Source organism: Pseudomonas sp. S3_B08, from assembly GCF_054667725.1.
This window is the reverse complement of record NZ_CP162750.1, coordinates 4,881,725-4,899,221: the sequence shown is the minus strand read 5'-3', so window position 1 is coordinate 4,899,221 and position 17,497 is coordinate 4,881,725. Positions and strand designations below refer to the sequence as shown.

Here is a 17,497-nt window from a genome sequence, read left to right as displayed (position 1 = left end):
CATGGCAACGGTAATGAAGAAGGTTGATGCAGTCATCGTCGGTTTCGGCTGGACCGGCGCGATCATGGCCAAGGAGCTCACCGAGGCGGGTCTGAACGTGCTGGCGCTGGAGCGCGGGCCGATGCAGGACACCTACCCCGACGGCAACTATCCGCAGGTGATCGACGAACTCACCTACAGCGTGCGCAAGAAACTCTTTCAGGACATCTCCAAAGAGACGGTGACCATTCGCCACAGCGTCAACGACATCGCCCTGCCCAACCGCCAGCTGGGCGCGTTCCTGCCGGGGAATGGCGTCGGCGGCGCCGGTCTGCACTGGTCGGGCGTGCACTTTCGTGTCGACCCGATCGAGTTGCGCATGCGCAGCCACTATGAAGAACGCTACGGCAAAAGCTTCATCCCCAAAGACATGACCATTCAGGATTTCGGCGTCAGCTATGAAGAGCTGGAACCGTTTTTCGACTTCGCGGAAAAAGTCTTCGGCACCTCCGGCCAGGCCTGGACGGTGAAAGGCCAACTGGTCGGTCAGGGCAAGGGCGGCAACCCATACGCGGCGGATCGTTCCAACCCGTTCCCGCTTGAAGCGCAGAAGAACACCGTATCCGCACAGCTGTTCGGCAAAGCGGCCACAGAAGTCGGTTACAAACCCTACAACCTGCCTTCGGCTAATACTTCGGGGCCGTACACCAATCCCTACGGCGCACAGATGGGGCCATGCAACTTCTGCGGGTTCTGCAGCGGCTACGTCTGCTACATGTATTCCAAGGCCTCGCCGAACGTGAACATTCTGCCGGCGCTCAAGCCCCTGCCGAATTTCGAACTGCGGCCCAACTCCCATGTGCTGCGGGTCAACCTCGACAGCAGCAAGTCCAAAGCGACCGGCGTCACCTACATCGACGGCCAGGGCCGCGAGATCGAGCAGCCGGCGGATTTGGTGATCCTCGGCGCATTCCAGTTGCACAACGTGCGTCTGATGCTGCTGTCCGGGATCGGCAAACCGTACGACCCGATCAGCGGCGAAGGCGTGGTCGGGCGTAACTTCGCCTACCAGAACATGGCCACCATCAAGGCCTTCTTCGACAAGGACACCCACACCAACAACTTCATCGGCGCTGGCGGCAACGGCGTGGCGGTGGACGATTTCAACGCCGACAACTTCGACCACGGCCCGCACGGCTTCGTCGGCGGTTCGCCGATGTGGGTCAACCAGGCTGGCAGTCGACCGATTGCCGGCACCTCGAACCCGCCGGGCACACCGGCGTGGGGCAGCGCGTGGAAACGCGCCACCGCCGATTACTACACCCACCAGGTGTCGATGGACGCCCACGGCGCGCATCAGTCCTACCGTGGCAACTACCTCGATCTCGATCCGGTGTACCGCGATGCCTACGGCCTGCCGCTGCTGCGCATGACATTCGACTGGCAGGAAAACGACATCAAGATGAACCGCTTCATGGTCGAGAAGATGGGCAAGATCGCCCAAGCCATGGGCCCGAAAGCCATTGCGGTGATCGGCAAGCAAGTCGGCGACCACTTCAACACCGCCTCGTACCAGACCACCCACCTCAACGGTGGCGCGATCATGGGCACCGATCCGAAGACCAGCGCCCTGAACCGCTATTTGCAGAGCTGGGACGTGCACAACGTATTCGTCCCGGGCGCCTCGGCGTTCCCGCAGGGCCTGGGCTACAACCCGACCGGGCTGGTGGCGGCGCTGACCTACTGGTCGGCAAAAGCGATCCGCGAGCAATACCTGAAAAACCCCGGCCCGCTGGTACAGGCTTAAGGAGCGATGACCATGAAAACTTTCGTTATCGCCACCCTCGCCCTGCTCGGCAGCACGTCAGTTTATGCGGCCGAAGTTGATCAGAAGCTGATCAAACAAGGCGAATACCTCGCCCGCGCTGGCGACTGCGTGGCCTGCCACACGGCCAAGGGCGGCAAGCCGTTTGCCGGCGGTCTGCCGATGGAGACGCCGATCGGCACGATCTACTCGACCAACATCACCCCGGACAAAACCGGCTTGGGCGATTACAGCTTCGAGGACTTCGACCAGGCCGTGCGCCACGGTGTGGCCAAAAACGGCAGCACGTTGTACCCGGCAATGCCTTATCCGTCCTACGCGCGGGTCAACCAGGCCGACATGCAGGCGCTGTACGCCTACTTCATGCACGGCGTCGAACCGGTGGCGCAGGAGAACAAGGCCAGCGATATTCCTTGGCCGTTGAGCATGCGCTGGCCGCTGATGGGCTGGCGCTGGCTGTTCGCGCCGAAGGTCGAGGATTACCAGGCCACATCGGCCGATCCGGTGATCGATCGTGGCGCATACCTGGTCGAAGGCCTCGGCCACTGCGGCGCCTGTCACACCCCGCGTGCGCTGACCATGCAGGAAAAATCCCTGAGCGCGGCGGACGGCAGCGAATTCCTCGCCGGCAGTGCGCCGCTGGAAGGCTGGATCGCCAAGAGCCTGCGCGGCGATCACAAGGATGGCCTCGGCAGCTGGAGCGAAGAACAACTGGTGCAATTCCTCAAGACCGGGCGCAGTGATCGCAGCGCAGTGTTCGGCGGCATGAGCGATGTGGTCACCCACAGCATGCAGTACATGAGCGACGCCGACCTCACCGCGATTGCCCGCTATCTCAAATCACTGCCGGCCAATGACCCGGCGGATCAGCCGCATCATTACGACGAGAAAGTGGCCAAAGCGCTGTGGAACGGCGACGACAGCCAACGCGGCGCGTCGGTGTACATCGACAACTGCGCCGCCTGCCACCGTACCGACGGCCATGGCTACACACGGGTGTTCCCGGCGCTGGCGGGCAATCCGGTGCTGCAAACCGACGATCCGACCTCGCTGATTCATATCGTGCTCAAGGGCGGGACTTTGCCGGCAACGCACACCGCGCCATCGACCTTCACAATGCCCGGTTTCGCCTGGCGCCTGTCGGATCAGGAAGTCGCGGATGTGGTGAGTTTCATCCGTGGCAGCTGGGGCAACAAGGGTGCGCCGGTGAAAGCTGCCGATGTTGCCGAGTTGCGTACGGAGGATATGAAGCAGACCTCCGGTGACGATCTTGGGCAGCTCACCTCGCATAACTGAGCGAAATGTGTCGACAGACCGCTGGCACGACATGACTTCGCATGTTGAGTCAGCGGTGTTCATCGTGTCGATTTCAGACCTCTGAACTGCACAAACGCATCCGCCAACTGCAAGTACAGTCTCTTGTCATGGTTATCGATATCGCCATCCCCGTCGCTATCGATAACCTCTTCGGAAAGCAGGTCATAGCGATCGTTTGCCTGCGATGAAGAGGCAAATAGCGCGTAGTCGTAGTCCATCATTTCGGTGGCGTTATCGCCATAATGATAAAAAACAACCTCGGGACTTCCGTCGCGTTCCATGTCTGCAATTTCAAGCAAAATTCTGATTGGCATCACATTCAATCCATTCCGGTTGGCAAGACGTTATTAGTCATGAGGCTTTAACCTAAGACGGCGCTTGCAACCACGTCTACTGTCATATCTGACAGGGTGTATGTGCACACAGTTGTGGGAACGTCGGTTACGATCAGAGAAAGCCCTGAATGCTGTTCCTCTCCGCGAACATAGCGGACATGAACAACCACAACTGACCACTCGCCCGACGGCACTAGCCAGATGAGGATCGCCCCGATACTGTGCGCATATACAGTATCGGGGCGTTTTCATGTCTACTCCATTGCCACCTCGCGGTCGCGGCACCGCGACCAACCCGCACAACCGCTTTGCGCCCAGTCGTTCGGTGGCCGAGGACGATGGCTGGTATCAGGAAGTGCCAGAGACGCAAAACACCGAAGTGATCATCGAGAAGGCCAAATCGATCATCAGCCGCAACACCTCGCCGGATCTGCCCTTCGACCGTTCGCTCAATCCCTATCGCGGCTGCGAACACGGCTGCATCTATTGCTACGCACGGCCCAGCCACGCCTATTGGGACATGTCGCCGGGCCTGGATTTCGAAACCCGGCTGATTGCCAAGACCAATGCCGCCCAGGTCCTCGAGGAACAGCTGAGCAAACCCGGCTATCAATGTGCGCCGATCAATCTCGGCTCCAATACCGACCCGTATCAGCCCATCGAGCGCGAATACAAAATCACCCGTCAGACCCTGGAAGTGCTGCTGCGTTACCGGCATCCGGTGACCATTGTCACCAAAGGTTCGCTGATTCTGCGCGATCTCGATTTGCTGACCGAGTTGGCGCAGCAACGGCTGGTGTCGGTGATGATCAGCCTGACCACGCTGGATGATGAACTCAAACGCATCCTCGAACCGCGCGCCGCAGCGCCCAAGGCACGCCTGCGCGCGATCCGGGTCATGCGCGAAGCAGGCATTCCAGTAGGCGTGCTGTGTTCGCCGATGATTCCGATGATCAATGACAGTGAGATCGAAAGCCTGCTCACCGAGGCCCACGCCGCCGGTGCGCAAAGCGCTGCCTACATGATGCTGCGCCTGCCGCTGGAAGTCGCGCCGCTGTTCGAGGAGTGGTTGCAGGCGCACTATCCGCAACGTGCCGCCCATGTGCTGAGCCTGATCCGCCAGAGTCGCGGCGGCGAACTCTACGACAGCCGTTTCGGTGCGCGCATGCGCGGTGAAGGACCGTTTGCCGACCTGCTCGCACAAAGATTTGCCAAGGCCATCAAAAAGCTTGGCCTGAACAAACGCGAGGGCTATAACCTCGACTGCTCGGCCTTCTGTCCGCCGGGTCGCCAGATGTCGTTGATTTAGCGACAATTGGCTTTGGGTTGACGGGTTGGAATCCTTCCGCCGAAACACGCCAGTCACGTTTTTTGTGACCTGGAACACACGTTCTAGAGCGTTTGATTCAGTTTCAGTTAAGTTTCGGCGGCTACCTTGTTCATCGAGTGACTGACGGGTCGGGATGACCCGGATGGTTTAAACAGCCACTGGCTTCATACCGGAATACCGGGGAAGACTCCCTGAATCCGCACAAGAGGATGAATCATGAGTGACAAGGATAAACAGTCGTTGGCTGCCTCGGCGCAAAGCCCTGAAGCACAATCCGCCGATGCAGCACTGCGACAGATCGTTGATGGCTTTTTACGCTTTCATCATGACGTTTTTCCGCAGCAGGAAGAACTGTTCAAGAAGCTCGCCACCGCTCAGGCGCCCAAGGCGATGTTCATCACTTGCGCCGACTCGCGCATCGTTCCCGAGCTGATCACCCAGAGCTCGCCGGGCGATCTGTTCGTTACCCGTAACGTCGGCAACGTGGTGCCGCCCTACGGTCAGATGAACGGCGGCGTCTCCACCGCGATCGAATACGCGGTACTGGCGCTGGGCGTGCAGCACATCATCATTTGCGGCCACTCCGATTGCGGCGCCATGCGCGCGGTACTCAACCCCGACAGCCTGGAAAAAATGCCGACGGTCAAAGCCTGGCTGCGCCACGCTGAAGTCGCGAAAACCATGGTGCACGACAACTGCAACTGCACCGACGAAAAAGACAGCATGCCGATCCTCACCGAGGAAAACGTCATCGCCCAACTGCAGCACTTGCGTACCCATCCTTCGGTAGCCTCGCGCATGGCGAACGGTCATCTGTTCATCCATGGCTGGGTCTACAACATCGAAACCAGCGAAATCAAAGCTTACGACGCGGACCAGGGTCGTTTCCTGCCTCTCGACGGCAGCCATCCGATTCCTGTGGCGACGCCCAAAGCGCGCTTCTAAATCTTCCCAACAATCTGTGTGGTATGACGCCGGCCGCTGATTCAGCGGTCCGGCCTCGCCACGCCTGAAGAAAACTTCGGGAGAATCGCCATGCGTGCGGCTCAATTGAAAGCTGTGTTGCCACGGGAGCTGCTCGCCTCCGTGGTTGTGTTTCTGGTCGCCCTGCCGCTGTGCATGGGCATCGCGATTGCCTCAGGGCTGCCGCCGGCAAAAGGTCTGATCACCGGCATTATCGGCGGTCTGGTGGTCGGTTGGCTGGCGGGGTCGCCGTTGCAGGTCAGCGGTCCGGCGGCGGGTCTGGCGGTGCTGGTTTTCGAGCTGGTGCGCCAGCATGGCATCGAGATGCTCGGGCCGATCCTGCTGCTCGCCGGTTTTCTGCAACTGGTCGCCGGGCGGCTGAAGCTTGGCTGCTGGTTTCGGGTCACGGCGCCAGCAGTGGTCTACGGCATGCTCGCGGGCATTGGCGTGTTGATTGTGCTCTCGCAAATCCATGTGATGCTCGATGCCAAGCCGCAGCCTTCCGGGCTGGACAACCTCACGGCGTTCCCGGCGGCCGTGGCGCAGGCCTTGCCATCGTTTGGCTGGCAGGCGGGTCTGCTCGGTCTGTCGACGATTGCGGTGATGTGGCTGTGGGAAAAATTCCGTCCGCATTCGCTGCGCTTCATTCCCGGCGCATTGCTCGGTGTGGGTCTGGCGACGGTGGCGAGCCTGATGCTGGCGTTGCAGGTCAAGCGCGTTGAGGTACCGGCGAACCTGGCCGAAGCGATCGATTGGCTCAAGCCGGCCGACCTGATGAATCTGGCCGACCCGACACTGCTGGTTGCCGCGTTCGCCGTGGCGTTTATCGCCAGTGCCGAAACCCTGCTGTCCGCTGCGGCGGTGGATCGCATGCACAGCGGCGTGCGTTCGGACTTCGACCGTGAACTGTCGGCGCAAGGTGTCGGCAACATGCTCTGCGGTCTGGTCGGCGCGCTGCCGATGACCGGGGTGATCGTGCGCAGTTCGGCCAACGTCCAGGCCGGTGCGACCACACGCTACTCGACGATTTTCCATGGCCTGTGGCTGCTGGCATTCGTGCTGTTGCTGTCGAGCGTGCTGCAAAGCATTCCGGTGGCGAGCCTGGCGGGTGTGCTGGTGTATACCGGTTTCAAACTGGTCGACCTGAAAGCCTTCCGTGGTCTGGGCCGGTACGGGCGGATGCCGATGTTCACCTACGCCGCTACAGCGTTGGCGATCATCTTCACTGATCTGCTCACCGGTGTGCTGATCGGCTTCGGTCTGACCATGTTGAAGCTGGCATTCAAGGCTTCGCGCCTGAAGATCAGCCTGATCGACCTGCCGCAGGACGGCGAGATGGAATTGCGTCTGGTCGGCGCGGCGACGTTCCTCAAAGTGCCGGCGCTGACCCAGGTGCTGGGCAGCATTCCTCACGGCACCACAGTGCATGTGCCGCTCAACAACCTGAGCTACATCGACCATTCGTGTCTCGAGTTGCTTGAGGAATGGGGCCGGGCGAATGCGGCGAAGGGGTCGAAGCTGTTGATCGAATCGCGTGGGTTGAAGCGACGGCTTGAGGGGCGGGTGCGGACCAATACCGGGATTGGTGCGGCTGGCTAGATCTTCCTGCCTGAGCACAATCCCTGTGGGAGCGAGCCTGCTCGCGAAAGCGGTGTATCAGCCAACAGAGATGTTGAATGATCGACCGCATTCGCGAGCAGGCTCGCTCCCACATTGCATCTATGGTGTATGAGGGTTACGCAGCAGGCTGATCCAGCTCAAGCCCCACTCCCAACCGGCGGCTCATGCACGGCCAGCGTTTCCACGCCGCGCCAGTGTCCGGACTGCTGAGTTTTTCGCGGTAGGCTTCTACCGACTCCAAAGCAAAACTCTCTTCGTTGAGCATCTCGTCGATCGCGTGATGCACCGCTTCGTCCAGTTGGTTGGCGAATTCCTCACCGATCAATTGATGAGCAATCAGGTTGGCGACCGTCATGTCCAAGGGGATCAGTGGCTGGCCGAAATGCTTGATGTACAGGTCGTTGACCTCTTCGACAAAACGGTGTGCCAGATAGGCCTCGTCGAGCAGGCTGTCCAAGCCGACATGCCCGGCCATGATCGCCGGCGGCTGGAGAAAATACTGCTCGGCGATCTTCAGCACCGGTTTGATCTGCGATTCGATTCCCGCTTCCTTGGCGACTTCATTGGCTGCATCCAGCAGGTCCGGTACTTCATCGATGTAGGCGGCGACAAAACGCGTCAGCACGCCATGAGCGTCGGCTTCCGGCAACTGGATCGCCGGGTGCAGGTGAGGCAGCTTGCTTTCCAGCTGACGGGTCAGCAGGCCGGTGTCTTTTTCGTGCTGTTGGGCTTGTTGGATCTGCTCGCGCAATGCGGCGGTGTTCATGAAAACTCCAGGAAACAAGGCAATGAAATAGGGAAGACATAACTTAGCTGGCTTACGAAAAACGCTAAGACGCATTTGTCATAATTATTTCATCCTTGATGCAGCTGCGTTATATCCATTCGCCACCACTCGTCTGCATCCTTCTCCATTCGGGCACTTGAACGCAAGCAGCGGCTGTTTCAGCTCATTTACGTGCCCGGGTTGCAATTCCCGGGCGCTGTCTATACTCGCCAATGAATGGAGTTAGCTGATGACGCCCGACTGCACCCGCAGCAAGGCCCGGCGATTCAAGTTCGTAGTCTGATGCAGCCGCTCCCTTGCCGCAGGCGATACGCCGGCGGGATAACAAGAACGATAAGGGGAACCCGCAATGATGCGACATCCACATGTCTGGATGGGCCTCCTGTTGTGGTCGATTTTCAGCCCGGCCAACGCGGCCTGGACTGTGAATATGGCGCCTGGAGCGACTGAAATCAGTCACGCAGTATTCGACCTGCACATGACCATTTTCTGGATCTGTGTGGTGATCGGGATCATCGTCTTCGGCGCCATGTTCTGGTCGATGATGGTGCACCGCCGCTCTACCGGCCAGGTCGCGGCCAAATTCCACGAAAGCACCGGCGTCGAGATCATGTGGACCATCGTGCCGCTGCTGATCCTGGTGGCCATGGCCGTCCCTGCCACCGCGACGCTGATCAAGATGTACGACACCAGCGAGCCGGACATCGATATCCAGATCACCGGTTATCAGTGGAAGTGGCACTACAAATACTTGGGCCAGGACGTTGAGTTCTTCAGCAACCTGGCCACCCCCGCCGAACAGATTCACAACAAAGAAGCCAAGGGCGAGCACTACCTGCTCGAAGTCGACAAGCCGCTGGTGCTGCCGATCGGCGCCAAGGTGCGCTTTCTGGTGACCTCGGCTGACGTCATTCACTCATGGTGGGTGCCGGCGTTTGCGGTCAAGCGCGACGCGATCCCCGGGTTCGTCAACGAAGCCTGGACGCGCATCGACAAACCCGGCCTCTACCGTGGCCAGTGCGCCGAATTGTGCGGCAAGGATCACGGCTTCATGCCGATCGTGGTCGAGGTCAAGGAGCAGGCCGACTACGAAAAATGGCTCGCCGAGCGCAAGGCCGAAGCCGCACAGCTCAAAGAACTGACCAGCAAGGAATGGACCCTCGACGAGCTCAAGGAGCGCGGCGACAAGGTTTACCACACCACTTGCGTGGCCTGTCACCAGGCCGAAGGCCAGGGCCTGCCGCCGATGTTCCCGGCACTCAAGGGCTCGAAAATCGCCACCGGGCCGATCAAGGATCACCTGAGCATCGTCTACCACGGCAAACCCGGCACCGCCATGGCGGCGTTCGGCAAACAGCTGTCGGAAGTCGATATCGCAGCGGTCGTGACTTACGAACGTAACGCCTGGGGCAACAACAAGGGCGACATGGTCACGCCAAAAGAAGTGCTGGAGCTGAAACAGGCGGAAAGCAAATGAGCCGGTCAATTGCGTATTCAGTGAACCGGTCGGGGCAGCGCGCCCTGGCCTGCCCCGTCCACTTTCGTGAAGGAGACCGGCCATGAGCGCTGTCATCGATGACCACGGTCACGCCGACCACGCCCACGGCCCCGCCAAAGGCCTGATGCGCTGGGTGCTGACCACCAACCACAAGGACATCGGCACGCTGTACCTGTGGTTTGCCTTCTGCATGTTCCTGCTCGGCGGCTCGTTCGCCATGGTCATTCGCGCCGAGCTGTTCCAGCCCGGCCTGCAGATCGTCCAGCCGGAATTCTTCAACCAGATGACCACCATGCACGGTCTGGTGATGGTCTTTGGTGCAGTGATGCCGGCCTTCGTCGGCCTCGCCAACTGGATGATCCCGCTGATGGTCGGGGCGCCCGACATGGCCCTGCCACGGATGAACAACTTCAGTTTCTGGCTGTTGCCGGCAGCGTTTCTGCTGCTGGTCTCGACCCTGTTCACCCCCGGTGGCGGGCCGAATTTCGGCTGGACGTTCTACGCGCCGCTGTCGACGACTTATGCACCGGAAAGCGTGACGTTCTTCATCTTCGCCATCCACTTGATGGGCATCAGTTCGATCATGGGCGCGATCAACGTAGTCGCGACCATCCTCAACCTGCGCGCACCCGGCATGACCCTGATGAAAATGCCGCTGTTCGTGTGGACCTGGCTGATCACCGCGTTTCTGCTGATCGCAGTGATGCCGGTGCTCGCTGGCTGCGTGACGATGATGCTCATGGACATCCACTTCGGCACCAGTTTCTTCAGTGCTGCCGGCGGTGGTGATCCAGTGCTGTTCCAGCATGTGTTCTGGTTCTTCGGCCACCCCGAGGTGTACATCATGATCCTGCCGGCGTTCGGCGCGGTCAGCCAGATCATCCCGACCTTCGCGCGCAAACCGCTGTTCGGCTACACCTCGATGGTCTACGCCACGGCGAGTATCGCGTTCCTGTCGTTCATCGTCTGGGCGCACCACATGTTCGTGGTCGGCATCCCGCTGGTGGGCGAGTTGTTCTTCATGTACGCGACCATGCTGATCGCCGTGCCTACGGGTGTGAAAGTGTTCAACTGGGCCAGCACCATGTGGCAGGGCTCGATGACCTTCGAGACGCCGATGCTGTTTGCCGTGGCGTTCGTCATCCTGTTCTCGATCGGTGGTTTTTCCGGGCTGATGCTGGCGATCGCCCCGGCGGACTTCCAGTACCAGGACACCTACTTCGTTGTCGCGCACTTCCACTACGTGCTGGTGCCCGGGGCGATCTTCGGCATCTTCGCCTCGGCCTATTACTGGCTGCCGAAGTGGACCGGGCACATGTACGACGAAACCCTCGGCAAGCTGCATTTCTGGCTGTCGTTCGTGGGCATGAACCTGACCTTTTTCCCGATGCACTTCGTCGGCCTTGCGGGGATGCCGCGACGGATTCCGGACTACAACCTGCAGTTCGCCGACTTCAACATGGTCTCGTCGATCGGCGCGTTCATGTTCGGCGCCACGCAGATCTTCTTCCTGTTCATCGTCATCAAGACCATCCGTGGCGGCGCACCGGCCCCGGCCAAACCGTGGGACGGCGCCGAAGGGCTGGAGTGGAGCGTGCCGTCGCCGGCGCCGTATCACACCTTCACCACGCCGCCGGAAGTGAAATGAACACCTCCTGTTTTTTGCAATGTGTACAGAGGCACAGATCCCCAGTGGATGCTCACAGATCTTCTGTGGATGTACACAGATCCCCCGTGGCGAGGGGATTTATCCCCGTTGGGCTGCGCAGCAGCCCCAAAATCTGCAATCGGGGTGTATCAGGCACACCGCATGCGCCGGGTTTACGACTGCTGCGCAGCCGGTCGGGGATAAATCCCCTCACCACAGCATCACCGGCCACCAGGGAACACGAGGGAGGCATGAACCATGGCTGACTCGATCTCGCTGGAGAAGCTCGTCACCCGCCTGCTGCTGGTGGTGGTGGCGATGTTCGTCTTCGGTTTCGCCTTGGTGCCGATCTACGACGTGATGTGCAAAGCCTTCGGCATCAACGGCAAGACCGGCGGCCAGTATGCGGGGGAGCAAGTAGTGGACACGTCGCGCCAGGTGCGCGTGCAGTTTCTCTCGACCAACACCGCCGACATGCCGTGGGACTTTTACCCGAAACACGACGAGATGACCGCCAATCCCGGCGCCGTGAACGAGATGGTCTTCATCGCACGCAATCCCACCGACAAACCGATGAGTGCGCAAGCGGTGCCGAGTATTGCGCCGAGCAACGCCGCGGCGTTTTTCCACAAGACCGAATGCTTTTGCTTTACCCAGCAGGTGCTGCAACCCGGTGAACAGATCGAGATGCCGGTGCGTTTCATCGTTGACCGCGACATGCCCAAGGAAGTGAAGCACCTGACGCTGTCCTACACGCTGTTCGATATCACCGCCCGACATCCGCCGGTGGCTGTTAACACTGGCGGTTGAGCGTGGCCGATAAGGAGAACAATAAATGGCAACTCATGAGCATTATTACGTCCCGGCCCAGAGCAAATGGCCGATCATCGCCACGCTCGGGATGTTCGTCACCGTGTACGGCCTCGCCACCTGGTTCAACGATCTCAAGGCCGCACGCCCGGATTCCCACGGCCCGCTGATCTTTTTCGTCGGTGGCCTGCTGCTGGCGTACATGCTGTTCGGCTGGTTCGGTGCGGTGATCAAGGAAAGTCGCGCGGGGCTGTACAGCCCGCAGCTGGACCGCTCGTTCCGCTGGGGCATGAGCTGGTTCATCTTTTCCGAGGTGATGTTCTTCGTCGCCTTCTTCGGCGCGCTGTTCTATGTGCGCCATGTGTCCGGGCCGGCGCTGGGCGGTGAGGGGCCGAAAGGCATCGCGCACATGCTCTGGCCGAACTTCGAATTTGTCTGGCCGCTGCTGCACACACCTGATCCGAAACTGTTCCCGCCGCCAAAAGAAGTCATCAGCCCGTGGGGCCTGCCGCTGATCAACACCATTCTGCTGGTCAGCTCCAGCGTGACCATCACCATCGCCCACCATGCGCTGAAGAAAGGCCATCGCGGTGCACTGAAACTGTGGCTGGCGATCACCGTACTGCTGGGCATCGCGTTCCTCGGTTTCCAGGCCGAGGAATACATCCACGCCTATAAAGAGCTGGGGTTGACCCTCGGCTCGGGCATCTACGGCGCGACGTTCTTCATGCTCACCGGATTCCACGGCGCCCACGTGACCATCGGCACGATCATCCTGTTCGTGATGCTGATGCGCATCATGAAAGGCCACTTCGACAACGAGCACCAGTTCGGTTTCGAGGCGGCGAGCTGGTACTGGCACTTCGTCGATGTGGTGTGGATCGGTTTGTTCTTCTTCGTTTACGTCCTCTGACTGCTGGCGCTACCAGGGCGCATGGGACACCAACTGGCCGCTATAGAAACCCCAGGCCATCAGGCCGACGGTGACCACGGCCAGTGCCACCCGAACACTCAAGGCGATGACCAGGCGATTGGAGCTGCTGTCGTCCTTGACCAGGAAAAACAGGCCGCTGAACAGGCTGACGACCGTGGCAATCAGCATCAGGACGATCGCTGCTTTGAACATGGCAAGACTCCGGGGGACAGGCGATGCAATTGAGTATAGCGATCGCGATGACTGACTTTATGGCGCGCCCATGAAGCGCTTTCGCCCGGGCGTGATTCCCACTGTCGTGGTGGCGCTGTTGCTGCCGCTGATGGTTGCGCTGGGCTTCTGGCAACTGGGCCGGGGCGCGGAGAAAACCGCGCTGCTGGCCAGTTATGCCGAACGTCGCGTGGCCGAACCGCTGGCCAGCAGTGAACTGCTCGCCAGCGCCGACCCGGCTTACCGCCGCGTGCGCCTGCACGGCCAGTTCGACCCCGCCCATACCCTGTTGCTCGACAACCGCCAGCGTGGCGGCAAGGTCGGCGTTGAATTGCTGCAACCGTTTCAGGATCAACGCAGCGGTCTGTGGCTGCTGGTCAATCGCGGCTGGCTGCCTTGGCCCGACCGGCGCGTGCCGCCGCAATTTACAACACCCGCCGAGGCGCTGACGCTCGATGCCTGGGTCTATGTCGCCCCCGGCGCGACGTTCCAGTTGCACGCCGACCCGGTCAGCGATGTCTGGCCGCAAACCATTACCGCCGTCGAGCCGGGCAAATTGTGGCAAACCCTGGAGCGCGACGGCTTCGCCTACGAATTACGCGCCGAACCCGGCCCGGCCAGCTACCAGACCGATTGGCCGGTAGTCGCGATGGGCCCGGAAAAACACCTCGGCTACGCCGTGCAATGGTTCGCCATGGCCACGGCCCTGCTCGGTCTTTACCTCTATTTGGGCTGGCACAACGCAAAGGAGAAACGCCATGGGAAGCGCCATGAATCCACCCAGCATGTCTGAGGCCAAACCCGTTCCCAGCCGCCGGCGCGGGCGCATTCAGTTGTTGCTGATCGTGCTTGGCGTGGTCGGGCCGATGCTGCTCGCCACCGGCATGTACAAATTGCAGTTCTGGGTGCCGGAAGGACGCAGCTATCACGGCGAGCTGATCGGCAACGGCCAGACCCGCGCCGACCTCGGCGTGCAGGCCGACGAGCAGCGCTGGCAGATTCTGGTCACGGCGCCGAAGGATTGCGCCGTCGATTGCCAGCAACTGGTTTATCTGGCGCGGCAGATCCAGATCAGCCTCGGCCGCGAAGCCGGGCGCGCCAGCCACGCCCTCGCCGCCGCGCAACCACTGAGCGCCGATTACGCCGCCAAGCTCGACCGTGAATATCCGCAACTGCAGCGCTATCCGCTGGATGCCGGCGTGTTCGCCAGGACCACCGGCGACAAAGCCGTGCCGCAGCTGTGGATCGTCGACCCGCACGGCAATCTGGTGCTGCGTTACGAGCCGAATGTGAAGGGCAAGGATCTGCTTAACGACCTGCGGCATCTGCTGAAACTGTCGAACATCGGATGAGGGCATCGTCATGGCCAAACCTGGATTTCGCCTCGCGCTGTTTGCCACCCTGCTGGCACTGATTGTGGTGTTGCTCGGCGCCTATACGCGCCTGACCCATGCCGGCCTCGGCTGCCCGGACTGGCCAGGCTGCTACGGCTTTATCAGCGTGCCGAAAAGCGAGGCGCAACTGGCCCATGCCGAACTGCACTTCCCTGACGCGCCAGTGGAGGCGCACAAGGGCTGGAACGAGATGATTCACCGCTACTTCGCCGGCACCCTCGGTTTGCTGATCTCAGTGCTGGCCGGGCGCGCCTGGGTCAACCGGCGCCATCCGGGCCAGCCGGTGAAACTGCCGCTGTTTCTGCTGGCGGTGGTCATCGCCCAAGCGGCGTTCGGCATGTGGACGGTGACGCTCAAGCTTTGGCCGCAAGTGGTCACCGGGCACTTGCTCGGCGGCTTTGCCACGTTGAGTCTGCTGTTCCTGCTGACGCTGAGGTTGTCCGGCGTGCTGCCGGCGCTGACGGTACCGAAGCGCCTGCAATATTGGGCGACGGCGGGGCTGCTGCTGGTGATCGGCCAGATCGCCTTGGGCGGCTGGGTCAGTTCCAACTACGCAGCGGTGGCCTGCATCGACTTCCCCACCTGCCACGGCCAATGGCTGCCGCCGGCGGACTTCGCCAACGGTTTCCACCTGACCCAGCACATCGGCCCGAATTATCTCGGCGGACAACTCGATAGCGACGCGCGCACGGCCATTCATCTGACACACCGCATCGGCGCTCTGCTGGTGACGGTCGTACTGCTCGGTCTGGCCTGGCAGTTGAAAGTGGTGGGCATGACCCGACTGGCCGGTTTGCTGCTGATCGCCCTTGCCGCGCAGATCACCCTCGGCATCAGCAACGTGCTGTTTCATCTGCCGCTGCCGGTGGCCGTCGCCCATAACGCTGGCGGTGCGGCGCTGTTGCTGACGCTGGTACTGGTCAATTACCACGCCCGCACCAGCCTGCTGCGGGTGAGCCAACCGGTGCTGGCGCGCTGGCGCTTGAGTGCGCACAAACCTGCCGTTGCGCCCATCGCATTGAAAGGAGAAACGCCATGGCGAGTCTGACAGGCGAGCGTGCGGCGCAAGCGCTGTGGCGCGATTATCTGGAGCTGACCAAACCGAAAGTCGTGGTGCTGATGCTGATCACCTCGCTGGTCGGCATGTTCCTCGCCACCCGCGCGGGCGTACCGTGGACAGTGCTGGTGTTTGGCAATCTGGGCATTGCGTTGTGTGCCGGCGGTGCGGCGGCGGTCAATCATGTGGTCGATCGGCGCATCGATGCGGTAATGGCGCGCACGCACAAACGTCCCTTGGCCGAAGGCCGGGTTTCACCTGCGGCGGCGCTGACCTTCGCCTTGGTGCTGGCGCTGCTCGGTCAGGCGCTGCTGCTGACCTTCACCAATCAGCTGACCGCTTGGCTGACCCTCGCTTCACTACTCGGTTACGCGGTGGTCTACACCGGTTTCCTCAAACGCGCGACGCCGCAGAACATCGTCATCGGCGGCCTCGCTGGCGCGGCGCCACCGCTGCTCGGCTGGACCGCCGCCACCGGCCATGTCAGCGCCGAACCGCTGTTGCTGGTGCTGATCATCTTCGCCTGGACCCCGCCGCATTTCTGGGCGCTGGCGATTCATCGCAAGGAGGAATACGCCAAGGCCGACATTCCGATGCTGCCGGTGACCCATGGCGAGCACTACACCAAAGTGCACATTCTGCTCTACACATTTGCGTTGCTGGCGGTGAGTCTGCTGCCGTACGTGATTCACATGAGCGGCGTGCTGTATCTGGTCTGTGCGCTGGCGTTGGGCGCAAGGTTTCTGCAATGGGCCGTGGTGCTGTACCGTGGCACTCGGCCGCACGCGGCGATCAATACCTTCAAGTACTCTATTTATTACTTGTTCCTGTTGTTCATCGCCCTGCTCGTAGACCACTACTTACTGTTGAACCTATGACCCGAACCCAGAAAACCGTCTTCATCCTCGTCGCCGTGATCGCGCTGATCCTCGGGCTTACCGTCAACAAAGTGCTCAGCGGCAAAGGCCAGGGCGACCCGACTGCGCTGATCGACGCCGGAATCATCCTGCTGCCGCAGAGCCGCAACCTGCCGGACGTGACCATGACCGATCAGGACGGCAAACCGGTTGCAATCGATGAGTTGAAAGGCAAATGGAGTCTGTTGTTCTTCGGCTACACCTTCTGTCCGGACATCTGCCCGACCAACCTGGCGCAACTGCGACAGATCAAGAGTGAACTGCCGAAAGAGGCTGTGGATAAATTGCAGATCGTGCTGGTCAGCGTGGACCCCAACCGCGATACGCCGAAGCAGTTGAAGCAGTATCTGGGCTACTTCGATCCGCAGTTCATTGGCCTGACGCCTTCATCTATCGAAGAGCTGCAGAAGGTGGCGAATGCGGTGAGCATTCCGTTCATTCCGGCTGATACCAGCAAGCCGAATTACACGGTGGACCATAGCGGCAATCTGGCGGTGATCGGGCCGGATGGTACGCAGCGTGGGTTTATTCGGGCGCCGTTGAATAACACCAAACTGGTGGCGCAATTGCCGGTGATGCTCAACCGCAAATAAACGCAGAAAGCGAAAAGCCCCTCACCCTAACCCTCTCCCAGAGGGAGAGGGGACTGATTGGGGGATGCTGAAGCAATACGCCGACTTGTAAGCGCTGTGCTGAATCCATAATCGACTGGATCTTTCAGGTCGATGCATAGCGCCAGACACCTCGGTCGGCCCCCTCTCCCTCTGGGAGAGGGCTGGGGTGAGGGGCAGCTTCAAAGCAGGTCCAAAGCCAGACACCAGACACAAAAAAGGGGACGCCATTGGCGTCCCCTTTTTCATTGCAGCCATCCAA

General features: G+C 60.7%; 17 protein-coding genes. 14 read left to right on the top strand and 3 right to left on the bottom strand.

What is annotated here, in order from left to right; all coding sequences use genetic code 11:
* The first annotated feature begins 1 nt into the window (after position 1).
* Both AB4N73_RS22250 and AB4N73_RS22245 read left to right on the top strand, forming a co-directional pair.
* Positions 2 to 1,786, top strand: coding sequence for a GMC family oxidoreductase (locus AB4N73_RS22250; protein WP_024015017.1), 1,785 nt, complete (start codon positions 2 to 4; stop codon positions 1,784 to 1,786).
* Between the two features lie 12 nt (positions 1,787 to 1,798).
* Complete coding sequence (locus AB4N73_RS22245; RefSeq protein WP_460142554.1) at positions 1,799 to 3,100, top strand: c-type cytochrome; 1,302 nt, start codon at positions 1,799 to 1,801, stop codon at positions 3,098 to 3,100.
* Positions 3,101 to 3,159: 59 nt separating this feature from the next.
* On the opposite strand, the gene AB4N73_RS22240 is transcribed toward AB4N73_RS22245, so the two are convergent.
* Positions 3,160 to 3,435, bottom strand: a complete 276-nt coding sequence (locus AB4N73_RS22240; protein ID WP_095182282.1) for a hypothetical protein — start codon at positions 3,433 to 3,435, stop codon at positions 3,160 to 3,162.
* A 271-nt stretch (positions 3,436 to 3,706) separates the two neighbouring features.
* Here AB4N73_RS22240 and AB4N73_RS22235 point away from each other — a divergent pair, with 271 nt between their 5' ends.
* The 3 genes from AB4N73_RS22235 (at position 3,707) to AB4N73_RS22225 (ending at position 7,348) form a co-directional block, all read left to right on the top strand.
* A complete protein-coding gene (locus AB4N73_RS22235; protein WP_136493272.1) occupies positions 3,707 to 4,765 on the top strand; it encodes a PA0069 family radical SAM protein in 1,059 nt (352 codons plus the stop codon).
* 237 nt (positions 4,766 to 5,002) lie between these two features.
* Positions 5,003 to 5,731: a carbonic anhydrase gene (locus tag AB4N73_RS22230; RefSeq protein WP_016772323.1), complete on the top strand. Its 729-nt coding sequence runs from the start codon at positions 5,003 to 5,005 to the stop codon at positions 5,729 to 5,731.
* 90 nt (positions 5,732 to 5,821) lie between these two features.
* Positions 5,822 to 7,348: a SulP family inorganic anion transporter gene (locus AB4N73_RS22225; protein WP_460142553.1), complete on the top strand. Its 1,527-nt coding sequence runs from the start codon at positions 5,822 to 5,824 to the stop codon at positions 7,346 to 7,348.
* 136 nt (positions 7,349 to 7,484) lie between these two features.
* Here the strand turns inward: AB4N73_RS22225 and AB4N73_RS22220 are convergent, their stop codons facing one another.
* Positions 7,485 to 8,135 carry a hypothetical protein gene (locus tag AB4N73_RS22220; RefSeq protein ID WP_460142552.1) on the bottom strand — a complete coding sequence of 217 codons (651 nt, stop codon included), beginning with the start codon at positions 8,133 to 8,135 and terminating at the stop codon, positions 7,485 to 7,487.
* 370 nt (positions 8,136 to 8,505) lie between these two features.
* Between AB4N73_RS22220 and coxB the strand changes: the two genes are divergently transcribed.
* The 4 genes from coxB (at position 8,506) to AB4N73_RS22200 (ending at position 13,025) form a co-directional block, all read left to right on the top strand.
* The gene (gene coxB, locus AB4N73_RS22215; protein WP_016772326.1) at positions 8,506 to 9,633 is read left to right on the top strand and encodes a cytochrome c oxidase subunit II; all 1,128 of its coding nucleotides are present in this window, start codon (positions 8,506 to 8,508) and stop codon (positions 9,631 to 9,633) included.
* Between the two features lie 82 nt (positions 9,634 to 9,715).
* Positions 9,716 to 11,302, top strand: a complete 1,587-nt coding sequence (gene ctaD, locus AB4N73_RS22210) for a cytochrome c oxidase subunit I (RefSeq protein ID WP_016772327.1) — start codon at positions 9,716 to 9,718, stop codon at positions 11,300 to 11,302.
* A gap of 258 nt (positions 11,303 to 11,560) precedes the next feature.
* Positions 11,561 to 12,112 (top strand): cytochrome c oxidase assembly protein, encoded by a 552-nt coding sequence (locus tag AB4N73_RS22205; RefSeq protein ID WP_252877194.1) that lies wholly within the window; start codon positions 11,561 to 11,563, stop codon positions 12,110 to 12,112.
* 25 nt (positions 12,113 to 12,137) lie between these two features.
* Positions 12,138 to 13,025 (top strand): cytochrome c oxidase subunit 3, encoded by an 888-nt coding sequence (locus tag AB4N73_RS22200; RefSeq protein ID WP_095182286.1) that lies wholly within the window; start codon positions 12,138 to 12,140, stop codon positions 13,023 to 13,025.
* Positions 13,026 to 13,034: 9 nt separating this feature from the next.
* On the opposite strand, the gene AB4N73_RS22195 is transcribed toward AB4N73_RS22200, so the two are convergent.
* Complete coding sequence (locus AB4N73_RS22195) at positions 13,035 to 13,238, bottom strand: twin transmembrane helix small protein (RefSeq protein ID WP_016772330.1); 204 nt, start codon at positions 13,236 to 13,238, stop codon at positions 13,035 to 13,037.
* 70 nt (positions 13,239 to 13,308) lie between these two features.
* Here AB4N73_RS22195 and AB4N73_RS22190 point away from each other — a divergent pair, with 70 nt between their 5' ends.
* From AB4N73_RS22190 to AB4N73_RS22170, 5 genes are read left to right on the top strand one after another with little or no spacing between them, the layout of a single operon-like run.
* Positions 13,309 to 14,049: an SURF1 family protein gene (locus AB4N73_RS22190; protein WP_460142551.1), complete on the top strand. Its 741-nt coding sequence runs from the start codon at positions 13,309 to 13,311 to the stop codon at positions 14,047 to 14,049.
* The gene (locus tag AB4N73_RS22185; RefSeq protein WP_056791251.1) at positions 14,015 to 14,608 is read left to right on the top strand and encodes a hypothetical protein; all 594 of its coding nucleotides are present in this window, start codon (positions 14,015 to 14,017) and stop codon (positions 14,606 to 14,608) included. The genes AB4N73_RS22190 and AB4N73_RS22185 overlap by 35 nt, the downstream gene beginning before the upstream one ends.
* 10 nt (positions 14,609 to 14,618) lie before the next feature.
* Entirely contained in the window at positions 14,619 to 15,698 is a 1,080-nt protein-coding gene (locus AB4N73_RS22180; protein ID WP_095182287.1) for a COX15/CtaA family protein, read from the top strand.
* Positions 15,686 to 16,585: a heme o synthase gene (gene cyoE / locus AB4N73_RS22175; protein WP_375122938.1), complete on the top strand. Its 900-nt coding sequence runs from the start codon at positions 15,686 to 15,688 to the stop codon at positions 16,583 to 16,585. The genes AB4N73_RS22180 and cyoE overlap by 13 nt, the downstream gene beginning before the upstream one ends.
* Complete coding sequence (locus tag AB4N73_RS22170) at positions 16,582 to 17,217, top strand: SCO family protein (RefSeq protein WP_460142550.1); 636 nt, start codon at positions 16,582 to 16,584, stop codon at positions 17,215 to 17,217. The genes cyoE and AB4N73_RS22170 overlap by 4 nt, the downstream gene beginning before the upstream one ends.
* The last annotated feature ends 280 nt before the right edge of the window (positions 17,218 to 17,497 follow it).

Coding starts and splice junctions, on each gene's coding strand:
- AB4N73_RS22245 (WP_460142554.1), top strand. CDS start 1,799: ATGAAAACTTTCGTTATCGCCACCCTCGCCCTGCTCGGCAGCACGTCA.
- AB4N73_RS22220 (WP_460142552.1), bottom strand. CDS start 8,135: ATGAACACCGCCGCATTGCGCGAGCAGATCCAACAAGCCCAACAGCAC.
- AB4N73_RS22235 (WP_136493272.1), top strand. CDS start 3,707: ATGTCTACTCCATTGCCACCTCGCGGTCGCGGCACCGCGACCAACCCG.
- AB4N73_RS22180 (WP_095182287.1), top strand. CDS start 14,619: ATGGCCAAACCTGGATTTCGCCTCGCGCTGTTTGCCACCCTGCTGGCA.
- AB4N73_RS22250 (WP_024015017.1), top strand. CDS start 2: ATGGCAACGGTAATGAAGAAGGTTGATGCAGTCATCGTCGGTTTCGGC.
- cyoE (WP_375122938.1), top strand. CDS start 15,686: ATGGCGAGTCTGACAGGCGAGCGTGCGGCGCAAGCGCTGTGGCGCGAT.
- AB4N73_RS22230 (WP_016772323.1), top strand. CDS start 5,003: ATGAGTGACAAGGATAAACAGTCGTTGGCTGCCTCGGCGCAAAGCCCT.
- AB4N73_RS22200 (WP_095182286.1), top strand. CDS start 12,138: ATGGCAACTCATGAGCATTATTACGTCCCGGCCCAGAGCAAATGGCCG.
- coxB (WP_016772326.1), top strand. CDS start 8,506: ATGATGCGACATCCACATGTCTGGATGGGCCTCCTGTTGTGGTCGATT.
- ctaD (WP_016772327.1), top strand. CDS start 9,716: ATGAGCGCTGTCATCGATGACCACGGTCACGCCGACCACGCCCACGGC.
- AB4N73_RS22225 (WP_460142553.1), top strand. CDS start 5,822: ATGCGTGCGGCTCAATTGAAAGCTGTGTTGCCACGGGAGCTGCTCGCC.
- AB4N73_RS22195 (WP_016772330.1), bottom strand. CDS start 13,238: ATGTTCAAAGCAGCGATCGTCCTGATGCTGATTGCCACGGTCGTCAGC.
- AB4N73_RS22205 (WP_252877194.1), top strand. CDS start 11,561: ATGGCTGACTCGATCTCGCTGGAGAAGCTCGTCACCCGCCTGCTGCTG.
- AB4N73_RS22170 (WP_460142550.1), top strand. CDS start 16,582: ATGACCCGAACCCAGAAAACCGTCTTCATCCTCGTCGCCGTGATCGCG.
- AB4N73_RS22190 (WP_460142551.1), top strand. CDS start 13,309: ATGAAGCGCTTTCGCCCGGGCGTGATTCCCACTGTCGTGGTGGCGCTG.
- AB4N73_RS22240 (WP_095182282.1), bottom strand. CDS start 3,435: ATGCCAATCAGAATTTTGCTTGAAATTGCAGACATGGAACGCGACGGA.
- AB4N73_RS22185 (WP_056791251.1), top strand. CDS start 14,015: ATGGGAAGCGCCATGAATCCACCCAGCATGTCTGAGGCCAAACCCGTT.